At 44.6% G+C, this 19,550-nt stretch carries 19 protein-coding genes; 11 read left to right on the top strand and 8 right to left on the bottom strand.

The window, feature by feature from the left end:
• The first annotated feature begins 2 nt into the window (after positions 1-2).
• The 3 genes from csy3 to ACXABW_RS10200 all read left to right on the top strand — a co-directional run bounded on the left by csy3 (position 3) and on the right by ACXABW_RS10200 (position 2,887).
• On the top strand, positions 3-1,034 hold the full coding sequence (gene csy3, locus ACXABW_RS10210) for a type I-F CRISPR-associated protein Csy3 (protein WP_457522559.1): 1,032 nt from the start codon (positions 3-5) through the stop codon (positions 1,032-1,034).
• A 9-nt stretch (positions 1,035-1,043) separates the two neighbouring features.
• The gene (cas6f, locus tag ACXABW_RS10205) at positions 1,044-1,682 is read left to right on the top strand and encodes a type I-F CRISPR-associated endoribonuclease Cas6/Csy4 (RefSeq protein WP_457522558.1); all 639 of its coding nucleotides are present in this window, start codon (positions 1,044-1,046) and stop codon (positions 1,680-1,682) included.
• Between the two features lie 482 nt (positions 1,683-2,164).
• On the top strand, positions 2,165-2,887 hold the full coding sequence (locus ACXABW_RS10200; protein ID WP_025559098.1) for an NYN domain-containing protein: 723 nt from the start codon (positions 2,165-2,167) through the stop codon (positions 2,885-2,887).
• Positions 2,888-3,059: 172 nt separating this feature from the next.
• Here the strand turns inward: ACXABW_RS10200 and ACXABW_RS10195 are convergent, their stop codons facing one another.
• From ACXABW_RS10195 to ACXABW_RS10185, 3 genes are all read right to left on the bottom strand, one after another.
• On the bottom strand, positions 3,060-3,941 hold the full coding sequence (locus tag ACXABW_RS10195; protein WP_457522557.1) for a MurR/RpiR family transcriptional regulator: 882 nt from the start codon (positions 3,939-3,941) through the stop codon (positions 3,060-3,062).
• A gap of 139 nt (positions 3,942-4,080) precedes the next feature.
• Entirely contained in the window at positions 4,081-4,860 is a 780-nt protein-coding gene (locus ACXABW_RS10190; RefSeq protein WP_457522555.1) for a DUF4886 domain-containing protein, read from the bottom strand.
• A 9-nt stretch (positions 4,861-4,869) separates the two neighbouring features.
• Positions 4,870-5,913, bottom strand: a complete 1,044-nt coding sequence (locus tag ACXABW_RS10185) for a porin (RefSeq protein ID WP_457522554.1) — start codon at positions 5,911-5,913, stop codon at positions 4,870-4,872.
• Positions 5,914-6,556: 643 nt separating this feature from the next.
• On the opposite strand from ACXABW_RS10185, the gene dcuC reads away from it, so the two are divergent.
• The 8 genes from dcuC to ACXABW_RS10145 all read left to right on the top strand — a co-directional run bounded on the left by dcuC (position 6,557) and on the right by ACXABW_RS10145 (position 15,073).
• On the top strand, positions 6,557-7,918 hold the full coding sequence (dcuC, locus tag ACXABW_RS10180; RefSeq protein ID WP_457522552.1) for a C4-dicarboxylate transporter DcuC: 1,362 nt from the start codon (positions 6,557-6,559) through the stop codon (positions 7,916-7,918).
• Positions 7,919-7,928: 10 nt separating this feature from the next.
• The gene (locus ACXABW_RS10175; RefSeq protein WP_457522550.1) at positions 7,929-9,287 is read left to right on the top strand and encodes a class-II fumarase/aspartase family protein; all 1,359 of its coding nucleotides are present in this window, start codon (positions 7,929-7,931) and stop codon (positions 9,285-9,287) included.
• A complete protein-coding gene (locus ACXABW_RS10170) occupies positions 9,287-10,966 on the top strand; it encodes an NAD-dependent malic enzyme (protein WP_457522548.1) in 1,680 nt (559 codons plus the stop codon). Before ACXABW_RS10175 ends, ACXABW_RS10170 begins: the two co-directional genes overlap by 1 nt.
• A gap of 15 nt (positions 10,967-10,981) precedes the next feature.
• Positions 10,982-12,802, top strand: a complete 1,821-nt coding sequence (gene frdA, locus ACXABW_RS10165; protein ID WP_457522546.1) for a fumarate reductase (quinol) flavoprotein subunit — start codon at positions 10,982-10,984, stop codon at positions 12,800-12,802.
• Positions 12,802-13,560, top strand: coding sequence for a succinate dehydrogenase/fumarate reductase iron-sulfur subunit (locus tag ACXABW_RS10160; protein WP_005425032.1), 759 nt, complete (start codon positions 12,802-12,804; stop codon positions 13,558-13,560). The genes frdA and ACXABW_RS10160 overlap by 1 nt, the downstream gene beginning before the upstream one ends.
• A 2-nt stretch (positions 13,561-13,562) precedes the next feature.
• The gene (gene frdC / locus ACXABW_RS10155) at positions 13,563-13,946 is read left to right on the top strand and encodes a fumarate reductase subunit FrdC (RefSeq protein WP_457522544.1); all 384 of its coding nucleotides are present in this window, start codon (positions 13,563-13,565) and stop codon (positions 13,944-13,946) included.
• Between the two features lie 12 nt (positions 13,947-13,958).
• Complete coding sequence (gene frdD, locus ACXABW_RS10150; protein ID WP_457522543.1) at positions 13,959-14,336, top strand: fumarate reductase subunit FrdD; 378 nt, start codon at positions 13,959-13,961, stop codon at positions 14,334-14,336.
• A 575-nt stretch (positions 14,337-14,911) separates the two neighbouring features.
• Entirely contained in the window at positions 14,912-15,073 is a 162-nt protein-coding gene (locus ACXABW_RS10145) for a Tn7-like element transposition protein TnsE (RefSeq protein ID WP_457522541.1), read from the top strand.
• A gap of 229 nt (positions 15,074-15,302) precedes the next feature.
• On the opposite strand, the gene ACXABW_RS10140 is transcribed toward ACXABW_RS10145, so the two are convergent.
• The 5 genes from ACXABW_RS10140 to uxaC form a co-directional block, all read right to left on the bottom strand.
• Complete coding sequence (locus tag ACXABW_RS10140; protein WP_457522539.1) at positions 15,303-15,797, bottom strand: YgjV family protein; 495 nt, start codon at positions 15,795-15,797, stop codon at positions 15,303-15,305.
• A gap of 23 nt (positions 15,798-15,820) precedes the next feature.
• Entirely contained in the window at positions 15,821-16,447 is a 627-nt protein-coding gene (locus ACXABW_RS10135) for a hypothetical protein (RefSeq protein WP_457522537.1), read from the bottom strand.
• Between the two features lie 71 nt (positions 16,448-16,518).
• On the bottom strand, positions 16,519-17,148 hold the full coding sequence (locus ACXABW_RS10130; RefSeq protein WP_457522536.1) for a bifunctional 4-hydroxy-2-oxoglutarate aldolase/2-dehydro-3-deoxy-phosphogluconate aldolase: 630 nt from the start codon (positions 17,146-17,148) through the stop codon (positions 16,519-16,521).
• Positions 17,149-17,164: 16 nt separating this feature from the next.
• Complete coding sequence (locus ACXABW_RS10125) at positions 17,165-18,127, bottom strand: sugar kinase (RefSeq protein ID WP_457522534.1); 963 nt, start codon at positions 18,125-18,127, stop codon at positions 17,165-17,167.
• A gap of 9 nt (positions 18,128-18,136) precedes the next feature.
• Complete coding sequence (gene uxaC / locus ACXABW_RS10120; RefSeq protein ID WP_457522532.1) at positions 18,137-19,540, bottom strand: glucuronate isomerase; 1,404 nt, start codon at positions 19,538-19,540, stop codon at positions 18,137-18,139.
• Positions 19,541-19,550 lie beyond the last annotated feature (10 nt).

Raw genomic sequence — 19,550 nt, 5'->3', positions numbered from 1 at the left:
TTATGGAACTTTGCACTCAGCTAAACTACGTTCGATCACTCTCTGTTGGCAAAGCATATTTCTACTATCTATCTAAAAGTGGTGAGATGTGTCCCCTTGAAATTGATAGGACTAGGTTGCGTGCGCCAAAAGGTGGTTATGCAGAAGCCTATAAAGGGGGGAAGTTCGTAGAAAAGAATGTTGCTCCACAAGATTTAGCTTACTCCAATCCTCAGTTCATCGAAGAGTGTTATGTCAAACCTGGTGTTGATGATATCTACTGTGCATTCCCCCTTCGAATACGATCCAACTCTCTAACTCCAGATACCTGTAGTGATAATGAAGTGCGCTCTAAACTTTCGTTACTTGCTAAAACATATGAAGAGCTTAATGGGTATCAGGAACTTGCTCTTCGATACGCGAAGAACATTCTGCTTGGTACTTGGCTTTGGAGAAACAGAGAGTGCCGAAAATTGTCGATAGAAGTGACCACCAGTGATTCACAAATCTTGATTGTAGAGAATGTAACAAGGCTTTCTTGGTATGGTCATTGGGATGAAGTTTCAGCGGAATGCTTAGAAAAACTTACAGCTTATTTGACGCGAGCCCTGTCTGATCCAACCGAATACTTCTACATGGATGTCAAAGCTAAAATTGGAGTTGGTTGGGGAGATGAGGTTTACCCAAGCCAAGAGTTTTTAGATAGCCGAGAAGATGGTGTTCCTACTAAACAGTTAGCCACCGTAGAATTATTGAACGGAAGGGAAACTGTTGTTTTTCATGGGCAAAAAGTTGGCGCAGCGTTGCAATCGATTGACGATTGGTGGCATGAAGAAGCAGATAAGCCATTAAGAGTGAATGAATATGGAGCTGACCGAGAGTACGTTATAGCAAGGCGGCATGTCTCCCGTGGAAATGACTTTTACCAATTGGTTAGAAATACAGAGAGTTGGATTGAGACAATGACAGATACTCAGACCATCCCAAATGATGTGCACTTCATCATGTCTGTCTTGATCAAAGGCGGCCTCTTCAATTGTTCAAAAGCGAAGTAAGGGATAGCTATGTCGAAGCGTTACTACTTCTGTATACGTTATACCCCTGTTCAAGCCGACTATGAGCTGTTAGCAGGGCGTTGTATATCACAAATGCACTTGTTTATGGTCAATAACCGACAAGCGATGAATAGGATTGGAGTGAGCTTCCCTGATTGGAATGAATCTACGGTTGGTCAAACCATAGCCTTTGTTGCTGAAGATAAAGAGATGATGATTGGACTCTCTTTTCAGCCCTACTTTTCTTTGATGTTAAATGAAGGATTATTTGAGATCTCCAGTGTATGTGAGGTGCCCGACAATGCTTTAGAGGTTAGGTTTACCCGTAACCAAACGATTGGGAAAATCTTTCTGGGTTCCAAGAAACGTCGAATCAAACGTAGCATGGCGAGAGCCGAATTATCTGGTGTTGAACCATCGTTACCAGCAACGAATGAAGAGCGTATCATAGATAGCTTTCATCGAATCCCCATTTCTAGCGGCTCATCAGCGCAGGATTATATTTTGTTCGTGCAAAAGGAGTTTGTCAGTGAGCGCGTTGCTGCAAACTTTAATAGCTATGGTTTAGCCACCAATCAAGAAAGAAAAGGCACGGTTCCAGAGTTACGTGTTCGACCCTTTTTTGACAGTCCTTTTTTAGAGATTTAAAAACAGGGACTTACAGAAGTAAGAAGAAAAAGGGTATTTTTGGATTTTGTTATGTAAACCAGTGGCATTAACAGCTTAGTGACTATAGTTAACAGTGTCCTGCCGCATAGGCAGCTAAGAAATATCCGCGACCAAACTTTTAAGCAGAGCTATCGTGTCCTGCCGCATAGGCAGTTAAGAATAGGTCAGGAAGGAAACAACCAAACCTGCTGAACAAGCAGTTAATAATCGAAACCATCAAGTTTAGGCTTGATGGTTTTTGCTTTTTAATTTGCTGGCGGGGAATGTGGCTCAAAATGCGCATTCCGAGTTATAAGCTAATCACGCTGAGGGCGTGGTGCAACAGACGTGTTCAACTCATTTTTGCCCCTTTCCTGTTTAGAATTGTTACTCTTATCATTTCTGGATAATCCCATTTGAACAAATATTACTAATGCCGATATAGTGCAACTAACTACATAAAGGATGGTCACGTACGGATTATGGGTAACAGAAAAATCGCTGTATTAATTGATTCAGAAAACACTCCGCACTCAAAGCTAAACCTGATTATTGAAGAGCTTTCTAGTTTTGGGCAGATCATCGTTAAACGTGCATATGGCGATTTTTCTGCTGAGCAACTAAAAAACTGGAAGCAGCCTTTAAATGAGTTAGCTATTCAAGCCAAACAGCAATTTGCCTACACATCTGGAAAAAATTCCACAGATTCTTTAATGATTATTGATGCAATGGACCTCTTATACAGTCAACGGTTTGATGCTTTTGCTTTGATATCCAGTGATAGTGACTTTACAAGTCTTGCTACGAGGTTAAGAGAGTCAGAGATACACGTTATCGGTGTTGGAAAAGCGATGACTCCGACTTCTTTTAAAAACGCTTGTGACGACTTTGTTGCAATAGAGAACTTGAACGCTGATGTTGATCTTGAGGAGGCACAATCAAGCTCTAATCAAGACGCAGAACGCGAATTATGGCGATTAATGCATCAAGCTTGGCAGAACTATAGAGATGAATCGGGTTGGGCAAAACTAGGTGAAATTGGCAAATATTTAAAAAGATTGAAGCCAGATTTTGACCCTCGAAACTACGGTTTGAAGAAGTTATCTGACTTTTTTGATAAATATCCAACGCGCTATAGAACCCGTAACACTAAACGCTCTGGCATGGAGTTTCAGTTGATAACAAAGGCTAGCAAACAAAAATGATTTGCAGCTTGGCTGACGTTATACGGCAATTGGGTAACTCAAAATTGCCCCAAACCTTTTTAGAGTCTGCTTGCTTTTAGATAAGAAAAAGTAATGTTCTTGGTAGCAATCTAATTGGCCAATAACTTGTTGCCAAATTAGGAAGTACGCGGCTTCAGCACACTTACTCTATTTATTGACCAATTGATGAGAATACATCAAAGAACTTGAACAGAGACTCTAGCTCTTCGAAGTTATCATTATCGTTAGATTCGCGTTGTACTAAAAAAAGAAGCAATTCAACAAACAAGAAGCCTATGGTCCGACTGTGGAAGATTGAATCGACGTCACTTGGTAGCACATATTGTGCATTGCTATAGATACCGTAAGGGTTCGAGTGGGTATTGGTAATAACGGTAACGTGAGCATTTTTACTATTGAAATATTTAGTGATGTCTAAAACGACGGGGTTAAAGCGATAGTAGGAAAAAGCAATTAGAATATCCTCTTCTTTAAGACCAAGTAGTGTTTTTGGCAGTTCGCCTTTATCGAGAGGCAATAAGATGACTTCAGTTCGGTTGTATTTCAATAGTGTTGAGAAGTGAATCGCTAACGCACGCGATGAAGCTGGACCGACTACATAAATGGTACGACTTTTGTCGGCGATCAATTTGGCGAGTTTCTCAAGTTCTTTAATGTCCAAATCTTTAACAAACTGGTCGATGAGTTGGCTCACATTGACAATATAGCGCAAGGCTTCTTCTTTTGTATTGGCGCCCTGAACCTGTGATTTGGCTTTGCTAGCATCGATTGGTGTAACGATGTCATGGGCGATTAAATCTTGTTTTAATGCATGCTTAAATGCTGAATAACCAGTGTATCCGAGCTTATTCAAATAGCGGCCTATCGTCGCTTTGCTAACTTTTGCTTTCTGAGCTAGGTCGATGATGCCGTAATAAGACAACTCACCAAAGTGCTCAATGATAAATGTATTAAGCGCTGCTTCGGAGTCAGTAAAAGGTTGAAGCTGCTCTGCCAATTGTTTGTAGGAGTCCAAATCGAGATGGTCTTTCATAAAGCTCAATCGTAGTTCATTGTATTGATAAGAAGATTAACACACGGGGATGAGTGCTTTGTGTTTTGCTGTTTGAAAGGTGATCTTTGTAAGGTAAATGGTCTTCTGCCAGAGTAGACAGAAGACCACAATCAGGACGTTATTTGTTATCTTGGAACCTCTGAACGGTTTCCCATGCTATGGTTTGCAACTTTTTCGCGGTTTCTGGAGACATATCAGTATCAATTGGAATTGCGCCGCCCACTGGTGATTTATTGTATAGCGTTGCAAAGAACACTGATGCAGCTAGATAGGTGCCTTCAAGTGATGGATGTTTACCATCACTATGATAAAGATTGATCTCTGGGTATTGGTTAATGCTTTGTTCAAATGCCAAACCCACCGGCGCCACATATCCGCCTGTTTTTTTCGCGATATCTTGATACGCTTTTGCTAGCGCACGTGTCTGCTCTGGCCGAGATTGTTGAGCCCACGTCATGAAATAAACCACTTTAGAACCAGTGTCATGTGCAACTTTCGCCATGGTTTTTGCCGACTCCTCAAAGTAGTCACGTGACGACGCTTTTTTAGTGATAGGTTCCATTGAACTGCCTTGGAATACGACCACATCCCAACTTTTCAACGTGTTTTGAAAACGCAGGTTTTGCTCATGCCAACCCAAGCGACCACTTGAGATAGTAATGCCTCGGTAGCTGTAACCTTTCGCGTTATTTGGCAATAAAGACCGCGTTAAATCACGTAGACGAGTATTTAAGTTATTGTTGTAATGGGTATACGAGTTTCCGTATATTGCGACGACTTTGTTGTCACCGTCCATCTTTGCTGTTGGTGATGGCGCGATAAGTGTATCGGCATTAACTGCAAAGCTACCGAGTGCTAACGTTGTCGCTAGTAGGTTGGTTTTAAGTAGTTTTTTCATCACAAGTCCTTAAAAGTCGTAGCGCAGTCCAAGTGTGATTGCATCGTCGTCACCCTCTTTATTTTTGGAGGCGAGCTCTCTGTCATAGGTTAAAGATAGATAAGTGCGTCGAGCCAATGTCCACTGGCCTTCGACACGCCAGTCTTCTCTCTCGTAGATATCCTCATCTTTTTGGTCTAGGAAACTATAACCGGCTAATACTCTAAAGTTATCCCACTTGTATGCGACGATGGAGTCTATCCCAAAATACTTATCTTCACTTCCGCCATCTTCATTGATCTTCACGTAGTCAGCGGTAACGCCAAACGTAAAACCTTTTAAAGACAGTTCTATACCACCCATAATTTGATCGTGCTGTTCACGCTTAGTGTCAGTGTTGCTTTTATCACGGTTGAACTGACTGATTGCGAGAGCCGGGGACAATTTGAAGCCATCGCCTTTATAGTTCATTCGGTAACTCGCTATCATGCCGTTATCCAGGCGGTCATTCTCACCATTACCCATCACATAAGCGGCTTGAACTTCATGAATGCCAAAGTTGCCGTTGTACTGTAGAGTTGCATCTTGGCGGTTGTACTTGTAAGAGGTATCAATGGCCGAGATGCCAAAGTTGTAGATATTAGGCGTGTAGTTTTTGTATTTATCGGTCATCTTCATAACCTGATACATTGGGTTTTTAGTGCGACCAAAGATCACCATGCCCCAATCGTCATTCTCGACACCTAAGTAATTGTATCGAGCCTCTAAATCTTCACCTTCATCAAGGCGAGTATCATTCGTTTCTGTACGAACTTGCCATTCAAATTTACCAATGACACGGCTGTCTTCAATTGCGCTTAGCTCTCGGCTCATATTAAAACCAAGGCGACCACTCATTCTTCCTGACCAATCGTCTTTGCTGGCAAAACTTTCGTCCCCTTTAGCGATTTGACCTTCCAATCGACCATATATGTCTAGTCTATTGGTTTCATCATCATAAACGTTTTGTGCCTGAGCGAACGATGCGAGGCAGAGGGTAGGTAAAAGGGTTAAGAGAGGTTTATTTCTAATCATTATGCTCATTCCATGCTTGTTATTGGAAACCTTTGCATCGTAATGAGTGGCTTGCTTAAAAAATAAGGGAATTGCCGCTTCCCTATTTAAATATTGATAGATCTCTTGTTTTAATTTGAATTTGTTATGTGAGTCATCCGCTTGGCTCTCTAACTATCTATAAAGACACGAACAAGTATGGAGATAGCGCGAATAATTTGGCGAAATTGTGACCCAGTTAAATATATTGTTACAAGTTGTGAGCAAAATGCGTCCGTGATGAGAAATGAAAATTCCCACTGATTTACTGGATGCTAAGAGTATGAAGTGAGCACAATAAACTCAATATGATTCATTACTTTATTAGGCTACTGTAAGGTGGGAAAAATGGGAAACTCAATTTCTCATTTCGAGCTAATCAAGAATATTGAAGGAAAATTGAGCGGTACGTTTTTATTTAAATTGTGATCGAGGTTGCTCGAAGGATAGAGACATAAAGGTGAATGAAGACAATTATTTGAATGAATGGTGATTTAACGAGCTGTAAAGAAGGAGAGTTTTAATTGAATCACATTTTTTCTAGAGAAAGGGCACTTCCCATGTTGCTACTGGCACCTAAGAAACAAGATAGCGGTGACTCAATACTTAAAAAAAGGTGAAACATATGGTCGCTCTGCTCGCTCTGCCGATTGTTTTCGGGGCAGGATTTCTAATCATCAAGAAGTACAATACGCAAGCTGTATTGTTCGGCTCTGGTATTTTAATGATGCTGGTTGGGGTCATTGCAGGTGGTCCTGAATTCTTACCAAAAGGGGTAAGTTCTTCAGGGGCTACCGTGGTTGACTTCTTTTTGGTCATCAAATCGATTTCGTCTTCAACACTGGCCAAGCTTGGTTTAATCATCATGGCGGTGGGTGGTTTCTCCAAATACATGGGTTATATCGGTGCAGCAAATGCGCTGGTTCAAGTGACGACTAAACCGCTCTCTGTGATTAGCAACCCATACATCATCCTCGCTCTTGCTTACATTTTGGGTCAGTTTTTGAATGTATTCATCCCTAGTGCCGTTGGTCTAGCGATGTTGCTATTGGTTGCCTTATATCCAGTCTTGGTCGGGATTGGCTGCACTCCAGCATCGGTAGCTGCTGTGCTTGCAACAACCGCTTGTTTGGATTTAGGCCCAGCGTCTGGAGCTTCGAATAAAGCCGCAGAAGTGATTGGTATTGATGCAGCCTCTTATTTTGTAGAACACCAACTGTTTGTTGGTGTGTGTACAGCACTGGTGATTGCTGTCTTACATTTTGTTTGTCAAAAATGGTTTGATAAACGTGATGAAGTTAATGGTGTCTCATACGAGCTGCAAGCAAAAGAAGATACTTCTCGTGAAGCTCCAATATGGTTTGCTGCTTTGCCTGTTCTCCCTCTTGTACTACTTTTGACCTTCAGCAAGTTCGCGATCACCTCTATCAAAATTGATGTTGTCACAGCGATGTTTATCAGCTTGGCGGTTGCGATGGCGTGCTATTACCTTTATTCAAAAGATGGCAAGGCGGTTGCGGCTTCCCTTAAGGTTTACTTACAAGGCATGGGCGATGTGTTTGCCGGTGTTGTCTCGTTAATTATCGCCGCACAAACTTTCGTCGTAGGCCTTAAAGCAATTGGCTTTATTTCTGGCATGTTGAGTGTTGCTACGCATCTTGGTTTTGGTTACACCATGATGGTTGTCATGCTAGTCGCTATTATCGGTGTGACAGCATTGATGTCGGGTTCTGGCAATGCGGCGTTCTTCAGCTTTTCCAATCTGGCTCCGGATGTCGCGACGCATGTTGGTGTTTCAACGGCAGCTCTTGCACTACCAATGCAGCTGTCAGCCGGTATTTTCCGCTCTTTCTCTCCGGTTGCAGGTGTTGTGATTGCATGTGCTGGAGTTGCGGGCATTCCTCCCACAGAGTTAGTTAAGCGTACCGCGATTCCAATGATAGGTGGTTTGATTACGGTTCTTCTAATTACATTTATTGGCGCATAGGAAAGTAGATATGCATGGCTCAAACGCTTCCGTCTTTGACTCAACACTCTATTCGCCACTGTTCACACAGGCCGAAATGAAACGAGTTTGGTCAGATGAAAACTTGATTCGTACTTGGTTAACTTTTGAGGTTTCGATTGCTAAGGTGCAAGCAGAGTTAGGGTTGATTCCTTGTTCTGCTGTCGCCTCGATTGAACGAGTATGTGATTTACAAAATATAGATTGGGAACGGTTAGCGCTAGAGACTCAAGAGGTTGGTATGGCAATCAAACCACTTGTTGATCAACTTGCTGAACGTGGTGATGATGACGTCAAAAAGTACTTACATTGGGGTTGCACGACACAAGATTTGCTCGATACAAGTTTAGCAATGCGAGTTAAGCAGACTCTGGACATTATTCGTGGGCAATTAATCACGTTAGGCAATCAGTTAAAGTTGATGGCTTTAACACACAAACAAACAATCATGGTTGCAAGAACCAACGCGATGGATGCTTTACCGACTACTTGGGGGCTTCAAGTGAGCAGTTACCTTCAAGAGGTCACTCGTCATCTAGTACGACTTGATGAGATTTACCCTAGGGCAACAACGGGAATGTATGGTGGATCGGTGGGTAATTTGTCTTCAGTTGGAAAAGAAGGGCTCCAAGTTCGTAAGCGCCTGTTTGCTAAATTGAAGCTAACAGAGCCAAAAGGGCTCGGGAATGCGAGCCTAGATCATATTGCGGAACTCATCCAGTACTTTGCACTAGTACATGGCTCCTTGTGTCGTATCGCGAATGATATCGAAACCATGGGTAGAGCATCGATTGGTGAAGTGCGTGAAGGCGAAGCGGGCGGTGGTTCAAGCACTATGCCTCACAAAGCTAACCCGCGTGCAGCCAATATGATTCAAACTCTATCTAGAATGGGGTGGATGTACGCTTCGGGAGCACCAAATTTAATGGATCAGCAAGATGTTCGTTCTGCTTCTATGCGTGTGTTGAACTGGAGTTTAGTTCCAGAGGCATCACTTGCGTTGTCGACATCATTAGAAAGAGCTGATCGCCTTATGGCCAACCTCATTGTTAATGAAAGCAAAATGCTGGAGAACTTCTCAGCTTCTCGCAACTTCATTATGTCTGAAGCGGTAATGATGAAGGTGGCAGAGAAGTCAGGTCGAGGTGATGGCTACAACAAAGTGAAAGCAGCCATTGCGAATGCGCCAGAACAGGGTGAGCTCGCAAATGTCCTCAAGAGAGACCAAGGTATTTCAGCGATACTTTCTTCAGACGAAATTGATGCAGCGTGCGACCCTAAGCATTACTTAGGCTGTAACGAAGCGCTAATAGACGAAGCGATAGAATTATACCGAAAGGTGGCAGGCTAATGTTAAAGAAACTTTTTATACGACAAGCGGGCAATACACTACTCAATACACCATTACTTAACAAGGGTAGTGCTTTTTCATTAGAAGAACGTAAGAGCTTTAACCTTACAGGGCTTTTACCTGCCAACATCGAGAGTATTGATGAGCAGGCTAGTCGAGCATATGAGCAGTTCTCGCTGTTTGCCTCGTCGATGGATAAACACATCTATCTACGCAATATTCAAGACACGAACGAGACACTCTACTACAAACTCATCAATCAGCATATTGAAGAGATGATGCCGATCATATATACGCCAACTGTTGGAGATGCATGTCAAAAGTTCTCTCAGATCTACCGTCGTAACCGAGGTTTATTTTTGAGTTATGAAGATCAAGGTGAGCTTGAAGAGCTGTTGAACAATGCACCGAATACTGATGTTAAAGTTATCGTCATTACGGATGGAGAGCGCATTCTGGGGTTAGGTGACCAAGGTATTGGAGGTATGGGGATCCCTATTGGGAAGTTAGCATTATACACAGCGTGTGGCGGCATCAACCCCGAACATACTTTGCCAATTGTGTTAGATGTGGGCACTAATAATTCTGCTCTTCTTTCTGACCCTATGTACATGGGATGGCGTCATCCTCGTGTTTCTGGCGAGCAATACTATGAGTTTGTTGATGATTGTTTAAAAGCCATTCGTCAGCGATGGCCTGATGCTCTGATTCAGTTTGAGGACTTCGCACAAACAAACGCGATGCCTTTGCTCACTCGCTATCAAGATAAGTTCCGCTGCTTTAATGATGACATACAAGGAACCGCATCTGTAACAGTAGGGACATTACTCGCTGCGGCGAATGCCACAGGTAAAAAGCTCTCAGCACAGAGAGTAGTATTTGCAGGTGCTGGTTCTGCAGGTTGCGGCATTGCCGAAGCTGTAGTTGCTCAAATGATGACTGAGGGTATAACAGAGCAACAAGCGCGTAGCCAAGTTTTTATGGTCGACCGATGGGGAATGCTAGAGCAAGGCATGACGGGGTTACTTGCTTTCCAGAAGAATCTCTCTCAACCTGTCTCCGTTAGAAAAACGTGGGGAATTCAAGCAAATAATGAGATCAGTTTGCTTGATGTAATTCAGCATGCCAAACCGGATGTTCTGGTCGGTGTTACAGGTGTACCAGGGTTGTTTAACCAAGCGGTTATTGAAAGCATGGCAATAGGGTGTGAGCAACCTGTTGTCATGCCGCTTTCAAACCCAACCAGCCGCGTAGAGGCGAAGCCAAGTGATATCATCATGTGGACGCAAGGCAAAGCTATTGTCGCGACGGGTAGCCCATTTTCTGATGTAGTATTCGAAGGTAAGCGTTACCCTATCGCTCAATGTAACAACAGTTATATCTTCCCTGGTGTGGGGCTTGGTGTGATCAGTGCAAATGCCAAACGTGTTACAAACGAGATGTTACAGCAGGCGAGTATTACACTCGCTTCAATGTCCCCAATGCTAAAAGGAAGTAATTTGTTATTACCTCCGCTTAGCGATATTCAAGCGGTTTCAAGAAAGATTGCCTTAGAGGTAGCGAAAAAAGCTGTTGAGCAGGGAAAGGCTAGTGATAGGACAGAAGAACGTTTGCAGGAAAGAATCGACGAAGAATTTTGGTCTGCTCAATATTGTGAATATCGAAGAATAGCCTCCTAAGTCAATAGGTATAATATGAAAGTATTAAAAACAGATATCGCAGTCATCGGCGCAGGCGGCGCTGGTCTTCGTACTGCTATTGCAGCGGCTGAAGCAAACCCGGACTTAGAAGTAGCGCTTATTTCTAAAGTTTACCCAATGCGCTCCCATACGGTTGCTGCAGAAGGTGGCTCAGCAGCAGTTATCAAGGATGAAGATAGCTTAGACAACCACTTCAACGACACTGTTGGCGGTGGTGACTGGCTATGTGAACAGGACGTTGTTGAATACTTTGTAGAGAACGCGACTCGCGAAATGATCCAAATGGAGCAATGGGGTTGCCCATGGAGTCGTAAAGAGAACGGTGAAGTCAACGTACGCCGCTTTGGTGGTATGAAGGTTGAACGTACTTGGTTCGCTGCAGATAAAACTGGCTTCCACATGCTTCACACGCTATTCCAGACGTCGATGAAGTACGACAAAATCAAGCGCTTTGATGAGTACTTTGTTGTCGACTTGCTTGTTGATGAAGGTGAAGTACAAGGTCTGATTGCAATCCACATGTCTGAAGGTGAACTGGTTACGATTAAAGCGAAGTCTGTCGTACTAGCAACAGGTGGCGCAGGTCGCGTTTACCACTGTAACACCAACGGCGGTATCGTAACGGGCGACGGCATGGCGATGGCTTACCGTCACGGCGTTCCTCTACGTGATATGGAATTCGTTCAGTACCACCCAACAGGTCTTCCTGGCACGGGTATCCTGATGACGGAAGGTTGTCGTGGTGAAGGCGGTATCATCGTCAATAAAGACGGCTACCGTTACCTACAAGACTACGGCATGGGCCCTGAAACTCCAGTGGGTCAGCCTAAGAACAAATACATGGAACTTGGTCCACGTGACAAAGTTTCTCAAGCTTTCTGGCACGAACAACAGAAAGGCAACACTATTAAACACCCTCTTGGTGATGTGGTGCATCTAGATCTTCGCCACCTAGGTGAAGAGTATCTACAAGAGCGTCTACCGTTCATTTGTGAGCTAGCGAAAGCTTACGTGAACGTTGACCCTGCAAAAGAGCCAATTCCAATTCGTCCAACGGTTCACTACACCATGGGTGGTATTGAAACCAACGGCGAATGTGAAACTCGCATTAAAGGTCTATTCGCGGTTGGCGAATGTGCGTCTGTTGGTCTTCACGGTGCAAACCGTCTAGGCTCTAACTCACTGGCTGAGTTCGTAGTATTTGGTCGCGTTGCGGGTGAACAAGCGGTGAAACGCGCGGCAGAATTCAAAGGCTGGAACGAAGAGTCTATCGCGACTCAGGTGAAAGCAGTTGAAGATCGCATTGCTGCTCTAATGAACCAAGAAGGCGAAGAAAACTGGGCAGATATCCGTACTGAAATGGGTCACACCATGGAAGCGGGTTGTGGTATCTACCGCCAAGAAGATTTGATGCAAGCAACGATTGAAAAGATCACTGAGCTGAAAGCTCGTTACAAGAAAATCAGCATCAAAGACAAAGGCAAAGTGTTCAACACTGACCTTCTCTACGCTATCGAAGTGGGTTACGGCCTAGAAGTCGCAGAAGCGATGGTTCACTCTGCAATCCTACGTAAAGAATCTCGTGGTGCCCACCAACGTCTAGACGACGATTGCACAGAGCGTGATGACGTGAACTTCCTAAAACACTCACTCGCTTTCTTCCAAGAAGATGCTGCACCAAGCATCGACTACAGCAACGTGAAGATCACTAAGTCTCAGCCTAAAGCCCGTCTATACGGTGAAGCAGCAGAGAAAGCAGCAGCAGCTGAAAAAGCCGCTGAAGCAGAAGCGAAGAAGGCAGAGGAGCAAGCATAATGTCATCAAACCGCATTCAAAAAGTCGACATTCTGCGTTACGACCCAGAGAAGGACGCAGAACCATATACTCAAACGTTCGAAGTACCTTTTGATGAAACCATGTCTGTGCTTGATGCGCTTGGTTACATCAAAGATCACCTAGACAAAGATCTGTCTTACCGCTGGTCTTGTCGTATGGCGATCTGTGGTTCTTGCGGCATCATGGTAAACAACGTGCCTAAGCTAGCTTGTAAGAGCTTCCTACGTGACTACCCGAATGGTGTGACTATCGAGCCACTAGCAAACTTCCCAATCGAGAAAGACTTGATCGTGGACATGACGCCGTTCATCGAGCGCCTAGAAGCTATCAAACCTTACATCATTGGTAACGACCGCAAACCAGAAGACGGTACAAACCTGCAAACGCCTGAGCAAATGGCGAAATACAAGCAGTTTGCTGGCTGTATCAACTGTGGTCTTTGCTACGCAGCATGTCCTCAGTTTGGTTTGAACCCTGAGTTCATCGGTCCTGCTGCTCTAACTCTGGCACACCGTTACAACCTAGACAGCCGTGACAACGGTAAAGATGAGCGCATGAAGCTGATCAACGGTGAAAACGGCGCTTGGGGTTGTACGTTCGTAGGTTACTGTTCTGAAGTTTGTCCGAAGAGCGTAGATCCTGCAGCGGCAGTAAACCAAGGCAAAGTAGAGTCTTCTATGGACTTCGTAATTGCTATGTTGAAACCTGATGGTTCACCGAAAAAAGTGGAGGCATAAGGATGAGCAACCGTAAACCTTACGTTCGTGAAGTAAAACGCACTTGGTGGAAGAACCATCCTTTCTACCGCTTCTACATGCTGCGTGAAGCAACGGTACTCCCATTGATCCTATTCACACTGTTCCTAACATTCGGCTTAGGCTCACTAGTGAAAGGACCTGAAGCGTGGCAAACCTGGCTAGACTTCATGGCGAACCCAGTGATCATCGCGATTAACATCGTGGCACTTGCTGGTAGCCTACTTCATGCTCAGACTTTCTTTAGCATGATGCCGCAGGTTATGCCGATCCGTTTAAAAGGTAAGCCAGTAGATAAAAAGATTATTGTACTAACACAATGGGCTGCAGTGGCATTTATTTCACTAATCGTCTTAGTCGTGGTGTAAGGAGCGTTAACGATGAAACCAAATTACTCTGTTGATAGAGCTCCAAAACGTTCTGATGAGCCAATCTGGTGGGGCCTATTTGGCGCTGGCGGCACTTGGTTTGCGATGATCACACCAATTACTATCCTAGTGCTTGGCGTACTAGCACCACTAGGCGTAATTAACGCAGAAGCTCTGAGCTACGAGCGCGTGTCTGAGTTTGCAACTAGCATCATTGGTGCGCTATTTATCATTGGCACACTAGCACTACCAATGTGGCATGCAATGCACCGTGTCCATCATGGTATGCACGACCTTAAATTCCACACAGGAGTGGTCGGTAAAATCGCATGTTACGCGTTTGCAGGTTTTGTCTCTGTATCCTCTGTAAGCTTTTTAACTATGCTTTAGTGATATTCGGGGCTTTGTTGCAGAAATCTAGTGAATTAATGTTAGAAATCTATGACCAAACCAAAGATGTCCTCCTGTTTACCATGGTTTTATGCTAAAGCCCCTTATTGATGTCATTATAATATTTCCCTGAACAACCGAGCCTTATTCACATTTTGGATTGATGCGAGAGTGATAGTTGAACAAGCTGAAAAGAGCAAATGCGGTTGACAGCGACTGATAAGCGACGTCGTTGTCATAACACCTCTGATTGTTAAGCTAGCAGCATCAGCAATGCTGGCCATTAAATCAAGCGATTTGCCATACCTGTAGTTATTCATTAATTGCTAATATTCAATTTTCCTAAACTCACTTTTGTCCAAAAATGAGCTTAAAAGCGATCAATCTTTATTGTACTTTTTTGGCTCTTTGAAAATGGTAATCTCTGAAAAACGATCAAACTTTAGCTTAAAAAACGGCCAGCTCTACCAGTTTTAAGTGCAAAACCGATCAAACATTATTGTCCGCTGACATGTATACGGCAGATTGATACTCGCAATTGGAAAGAGCAGTTTTCTCGAATCAAAAAAGGCGTAGTGACAAAGTCTCTGGGATGGCCAACACAAGAAATGGATGCCATGTTTGGCTTCCAAAAGCACATTGGCATTTCTCACCCTAAATCAGTAGAGGGGCACCCGACTGGGATTCCGACGGAATCAATCTTAGATTGGGCCGGAAGGGTGACTGAAAAGCTATAATGGGTGTCGCTATATCTTATCACCAAAATGAGTAGAAGTTACTTGATAAGGCTGAACTAGTGCCACTGCATTTGGATAAAATAATAACAGTGTCTAAGTTGAATTAATTTGAAGGGTTTCGCCCACGGAGCTTCAAGCTAACCTTTGTCACAAGCTAGGTTTTTATGGACAATTGTTAGCTGAGCAATAATTGAATGAAACCGATACTGGAGCTCTGAGCGCAAGCATTTTACTCTTTACCTTTGAGGTTTAAGCACATCCGATAAATCGTCATCAAGTTGGTGATGATGAATGTTCCCTCAACCAAACTCCCCCCGATGGAGCCTAGCCATAAATTGTGTGTGAACCAGCAGCAAGAGTTAAACAAGATCACGCTGCGCATTTTAATTCCCTTTAACGAGAACAGAGCCCAAGTACCTGCCGCTGAACCGATGATGGTGAGCGCTTCTATAGGAGCGCTTAGCTGTGGAACCGTCATTGCAATCAATAAGCTGATGAATATCCACATAGCCCAACGCGATTGTGTTTTTATCGAAACAAAAGCACGAATACCGTTAATGCTCACCCCAATCGCTGCGACCATTGCATCCATCATAAAGAAGTGTATCGCCATGATGAAACAAAACCCTACCATACCGTAACGAAACTTTAGGTCTTCTTTTTGTAGAAAGGCGAGTACACCACAGAGAAAGGCTATCCCGCCAACAATTTGTGCAGCGATCATCTCATCGACCTTTTGGTTTGAGGTTAGTTCAAGCGTTCAGCTAGATACGCTAAGCAAGTATCAGGGCTGGTTAAAACGGGCAACTCACTCACAATGAGTGGAGCGGCATCCGTCATTGAGGCTTGGGCAAGAACGACGGCTTGATATGTGTTTTCTTGCTGCAATGGTTGAGAAACGCAGTCAGCAATGCATTGATTGAAGGCATTGAGTCGTTGGCTTGCATAGAGATCCCATGCGCCTGCAACTAGTAGGAATTCAAAGTGAGCTTCCGATGCTTGCGACTCTAGTAGCTCACGAGTGGGCTCGATGGTGCTCTCTAGAGTGACGGCGACTAAGCATGATGTGTATTGGGCGCTAAGTTGCGCCATTGGTTTATCGATTCGAAAAACTTGCTCATTGGGAAAGCTATCCACCACAGGACCAAGTGTTGAACAGGTACACACAATGTAATCGATACCGTTATTGAGTTGGTTTTCGAGATAAGCGTGTATTGCTTGAGTGGTTTGTGTGTTCTGACCGTGGGTACGAATATCGGTAAGAAAGGTTTCTTGCACATCGTGAGTGATATGGTGCTGTGGAAATTTAGCTTCAGCCAACGGCTTGAAAAGCTCAGTATTGCTGTCGAGAGTGTGAAGAAAAAGGATATTCATAACAGACCTTTTGAGTGTGCTAATACAAAAATCCTCTCCAAGAGGGAGAGGATTTATCAGGGTGTCTCTGCTTAAGAGTTAACTAACTCTACCGCTTCACGAGTTAGGCGTGCAAGCTCTTCCCATTCACCTGCTTCAACTAGCTTTTTATCAACCATCCATGTGCCACCACAGGCAAGAACACGCGGCACGGCTAGGTAGTCTTTGATGTTTTTCGGGTTTACACCACCTGTCGGCATTATGTGTACATCACCGTAAGGAGCAAGCAGTGCTTTTACCATATTAACGCCGCCAGAAGCTTCTGCTGGGAAGAATTTAAGTGTGGTTAACCCCATTTCCAGTGCAGCTTCGATTGTGCTCGGGTTATTAACGCCAGGAACAATATCGATACCGATTTCTTGACACGCTTTCACTGTATTTGGGTTAAAGCCCGGGGACACTATGAAGGTCGCACCTGCATCTTTCGCGGCGATAGCTTGTTCTTTGTTGAGAACCGTACCTGCGCCGATGAGCATGTCTGGCTGTGCTGCGCGAAGAAGGCGAATCGCTTCAACGGCTGCGTCAGAGCGGAAGGTAATTTCTGCTGCTGGAAGGCCGTTTTCAGCCAACACCTTGCCTAGAGGGATGATGTCTTGCGCATTGTCGATAGCGATTACAGGAATAACTTTAAGTGCTTTTAGCTGTTCATTAATTGTAGACATGATAAATCCTTGGTAATTAGTTCTGTTTTTGAGTCACAACGTCGGTGGCGGATTTTGGGATGATTGCGCCACGGTGTTGGATCACAACGCCGGCAAGAGCATTACCGCGTTGACATGATTGTTCTAAAGAGCCCCCTGCTAGGTAGCTAGATAGGAAGCCGCCGTTAAATGAGTCACCTGCTGATGTGGTATCAATGACAGTTTCGACCGGAGTGGTTGGCACCGCGTAGTGACTATTAGTCGTGGTATCACCAACCAGACAGCCTTGTTCGCCAAGCTTGACGACAATCTTGGTAACGCCAAGCTGATGTAAACGACTCAACGTATCGAGAGGTGTTTTATCGCCCCAGATGAGCTGCTCGTCATCAAATGTGACTAGCGCTAGATCTGTTGCCTGATACATCGCTTGGTAGTTCTCTTTTATAGTCTTAAGCCCATCGTTTGGCCATAGGGCGGGACGGTAGTTACTATCAAATGAGACTTCAATCCCTTGACGACGAAGGCTAGCGAGTAGATTAAGCAGCTTGCCGCGATCTTCTTCGGGCAAGATGGCTAAGCTGATGCCGCTGACAAACACAATATCCATTTCGGCTAGCGATTTTTCGATACGGTTAAAATCAGGATGTTGCAGCAGGTAGCGAGCTGGCGATTGGTTACGCCAGTACAAGAAGGTTCGCTCACCTTGATCATCTAACTGGATTAGATATAGGCCAGGTGTACGAACCTTATCACGCAACACGAGGTCGGTATTAATACCTTCCTGCTGCCAGCGAGCAAGCATGCCCTCACTTAGCGGGTCAGTCCCCATCGCAGAGACGTAAGAGACTGTGATAGGCTGTTTTTTGGTATTGAGTTCGCAGCCACGGCTTAGGTAAACCGCGGCATTTAGCGTATCTCCACCAAAGGTTTGGTGCATTGCGCCGAACGGTTTACCGTTCAGCTCAATCATGCACTCTCCAATTATTGCGATATTCTTCATAGTCTGCTCTTACGCAAAGTAGCGCTTAGCGTTGTTGAAGCAGATATCTTCAACCATTGGGCCAAGCAGCGACATATCATTTGGCACTTCACCGTTTTCAGCCCAGCAACCAATCATGTCACACAGGATGCGACGGAAGTACTCGTGGCGGGTGTACGATAGGAAGCTGCGCGAGTCTGTCAGCATACCCACGAATTGGGTTAGTAGACCTAGCTGAGACAGTTGCTCCATTTGGCGTTGCATACCGTCTTTTTGGTCGTTGAACCACCAACCTGAACCAAACTGAATCTTGCCTGCGATACCACCACCTTGGAAGTTACCAATCATGGTTGCCATCATCTCGTTGTCACGAGGGTTTAGGCAGTAAAGAATGGTCTTTGGTAGCTCGTTTGTCTTGTCCATGTCATCAAGAATATGAGCTAGTTCGAATGCAAATGTACGGTCGCTGATTGAATCGAAACCTGCGTCTGCACCAAGTAGTTTGAACATGCGAGTGTTGTTATTACGCTGCGCACCAATGTGTAACTGCATAACCCAACCCAGTTTCGCGTAGCGTTTACCAAGCCATACTTGAACTGCTGTAGAGAATTGCGCACATTCTGTTTCTGAGAGCACCTCACCATTTAGGCGGCGAGTGATTAGGCTATCCAGAGCTTGTTCTGATGGTACTTCTGCGTAGCGAACCACTTCGATACCGTGGTCAGCTGCACGACAGCCATGAGCATCAAAGTGCGCAAGGCGCTTGTCTAGAGCGTGAAGCAGGGAATCAAAGTTAGTAATCTCAATATCCGCTGCTTGACCCAGTAGCGTCATGTAATCAGCAAAGCCATCCAGTTCAATCTTGAACGCTTTGTCTGGACGCCAGCTTGGTAGCACTTCCGCTTCAAAGTTATCATCTGCCGCAATCGCAGCGTGATGTTCTAGAGTATCGATAGGGTCGTCGGTTGTACCCGCCATTACCACATTCATTTGCTTCATAATGCCACGAGCAGAAAACTCTGGAGTTTGAAGAAGTTCATTACACTCATGCCAGATGCTATCAGCCGTTTCTGGGCTAAGCAGTTTGTTAGTGATGCCAAAAGGACGACGTAACTCAAGGTGCGTCCAGTGGAATAGAGGGTTGCCCAGTGTCATTGGAACGGTTTTCGCCCACGCTTGGAACTTCTCGTATTCACTTGCATCGCCAGTAATTAGGCGCTCTTCAATACCCGCAGATCGCATGCCACGCCACTTGTAGTGATCGCCTTCAAGCCAGATTTGGCTCATGTTTTCAAATTTACGGTCTTGTGCAACCTCTGCTGGATTTAGGTGGCAGTGGTAGTCAAAAATCGGCTTGTCTGCTGCATGCTCATGGTAGAGACGGCGAGCCGTCTCATTACTTAGTAGGAAGTCATCACATAGAAAGTTTTTCATGTCTTTTTCC

The sequence above is a fragment of the Vibrio paucivorans genome (assembly GCF_054053395.1).
This window is presented reverse-complemented; position numbering and strand designations above follow the sequence as displayed.

What these genes read in the sequence shown, in the direction of transcription:
- csy3 (WP_457522559.1), top strand. Translation starts at nt 3, where the DNA reads ATGGAACTTTGCACTCAGCTAAACTACGTTCGATCACTCTCTGTTGGC.
- cas6f (WP_457522558.1), top strand. Translation starts at nt 1,044, where the DNA reads ATGTCGAAGCGTTACTACTTCTGTATACGTTATACCCCTGTTCAAGCC.
- ACXABW_RS10200 (WP_025559098.1), top strand. Translation starts at nt 2,165, where the DNA reads ATGGGTAACAGAAAAATCGCTGTATTAATTGATTCAGAAAACACTCCG.
- ACXABW_RS10195 (WP_457522557.1), bottom strand. Translation starts at nt 3,941, where the DNA reads ATGAAAGACCATCTCGATTTGGACTCCTACAAACAATTGGCAGAGCAG.
- ACXABW_RS10190 (WP_457522555.1), bottom strand. Translation starts at nt 4,860, where the DNA reads ATGAAAAAACTACTTAAAACCAACCTACTAGCGACAACGTTAGCACTC.
- ACXABW_RS10185 (WP_457522554.1), bottom strand. Translation starts at nt 5,913, where the DNA reads ATGATTAGAAATAAACCTCTCTTAACCCTTTTACCTACCCTCTGCCTC.
- dcuC (WP_457522552.1), top strand. Translation starts at nt 6,557, where the DNA reads ATGGTCGCTCTGCTCGCTCTGCCGATTGTTTTCGGGGCAGGATTTCTA.
- ACXABW_RS10175 (WP_457522550.1), top strand. Translation starts at nt 7,929, where the DNA reads ATGCATGGCTCAAACGCTTCCGTCTTTGACTCAACACTCTATTCGCCA.
- ACXABW_RS10170 (WP_457522548.1), top strand. Translation starts at nt 9,287, where the DNA reads ATGTTAAAGAAACTTTTTATACGACAAGCGGGCAATACACTACTCAAT.
- frdA (WP_457522546.1), top strand. Translation starts at nt 10,982, where the DNA reads ATGAAAGTATTAAAAACAGATATCGCAGTCATCGGCGCAGGCGGCGCT.
- ACXABW_RS10160 (WP_005425032.1), top strand. Translation starts at nt 12,802, where the DNA reads ATGTCATCAAACCGCATTCAAAAAGTCGACATTCTGCGTTACGACCCA.
- frdC (WP_457522544.1), top strand. Translation starts at nt 13,563, where the DNA reads ATGAGCAACCGTAAACCTTACGTTCGTGAAGTAAAACGCACTTGGTGG.
- frdD (WP_457522543.1), top strand. Translation starts at nt 13,959, where the DNA reads ATGAAACCAAATTACTCTGTTGATAGAGCTCCAAAACGTTCTGATGAG.
- ACXABW_RS10140 (WP_457522539.1), bottom strand. Translation starts at nt 15,797, where the DNA reads ATGATCGCTGCACAAATTGTTGGCGGGATAGCCTTTCTCTGTGGTGTA.
- ACXABW_RS10135 (WP_457522537.1), bottom strand. Translation starts at nt 16,447, where the DNA reads ATGAATATCCTTTTTCTTCACACTCTCGACAGCAATACTGAGCTTTTC.
- ACXABW_RS10130 (WP_457522536.1), bottom strand. Translation starts at nt 17,148, where the DNA reads ATGTCTACAATTAATGAACAGCTAAAAGCACTTAAAGTTATTCCTGTA.
- ACXABW_RS10125 (WP_457522534.1), bottom strand. Translation starts at nt 18,127, where the DNA reads ATGAAGAATATCGCAATAATTGGAGAGTGCATGATTGAGCTGAACGGT.
- uxaC (WP_457522532.1), bottom strand. Translation starts at nt 19,540, where the DNA reads ATGAAAAACTTTCTATGTGATGACTTCCTACTAAGTAATGAGACGGCT.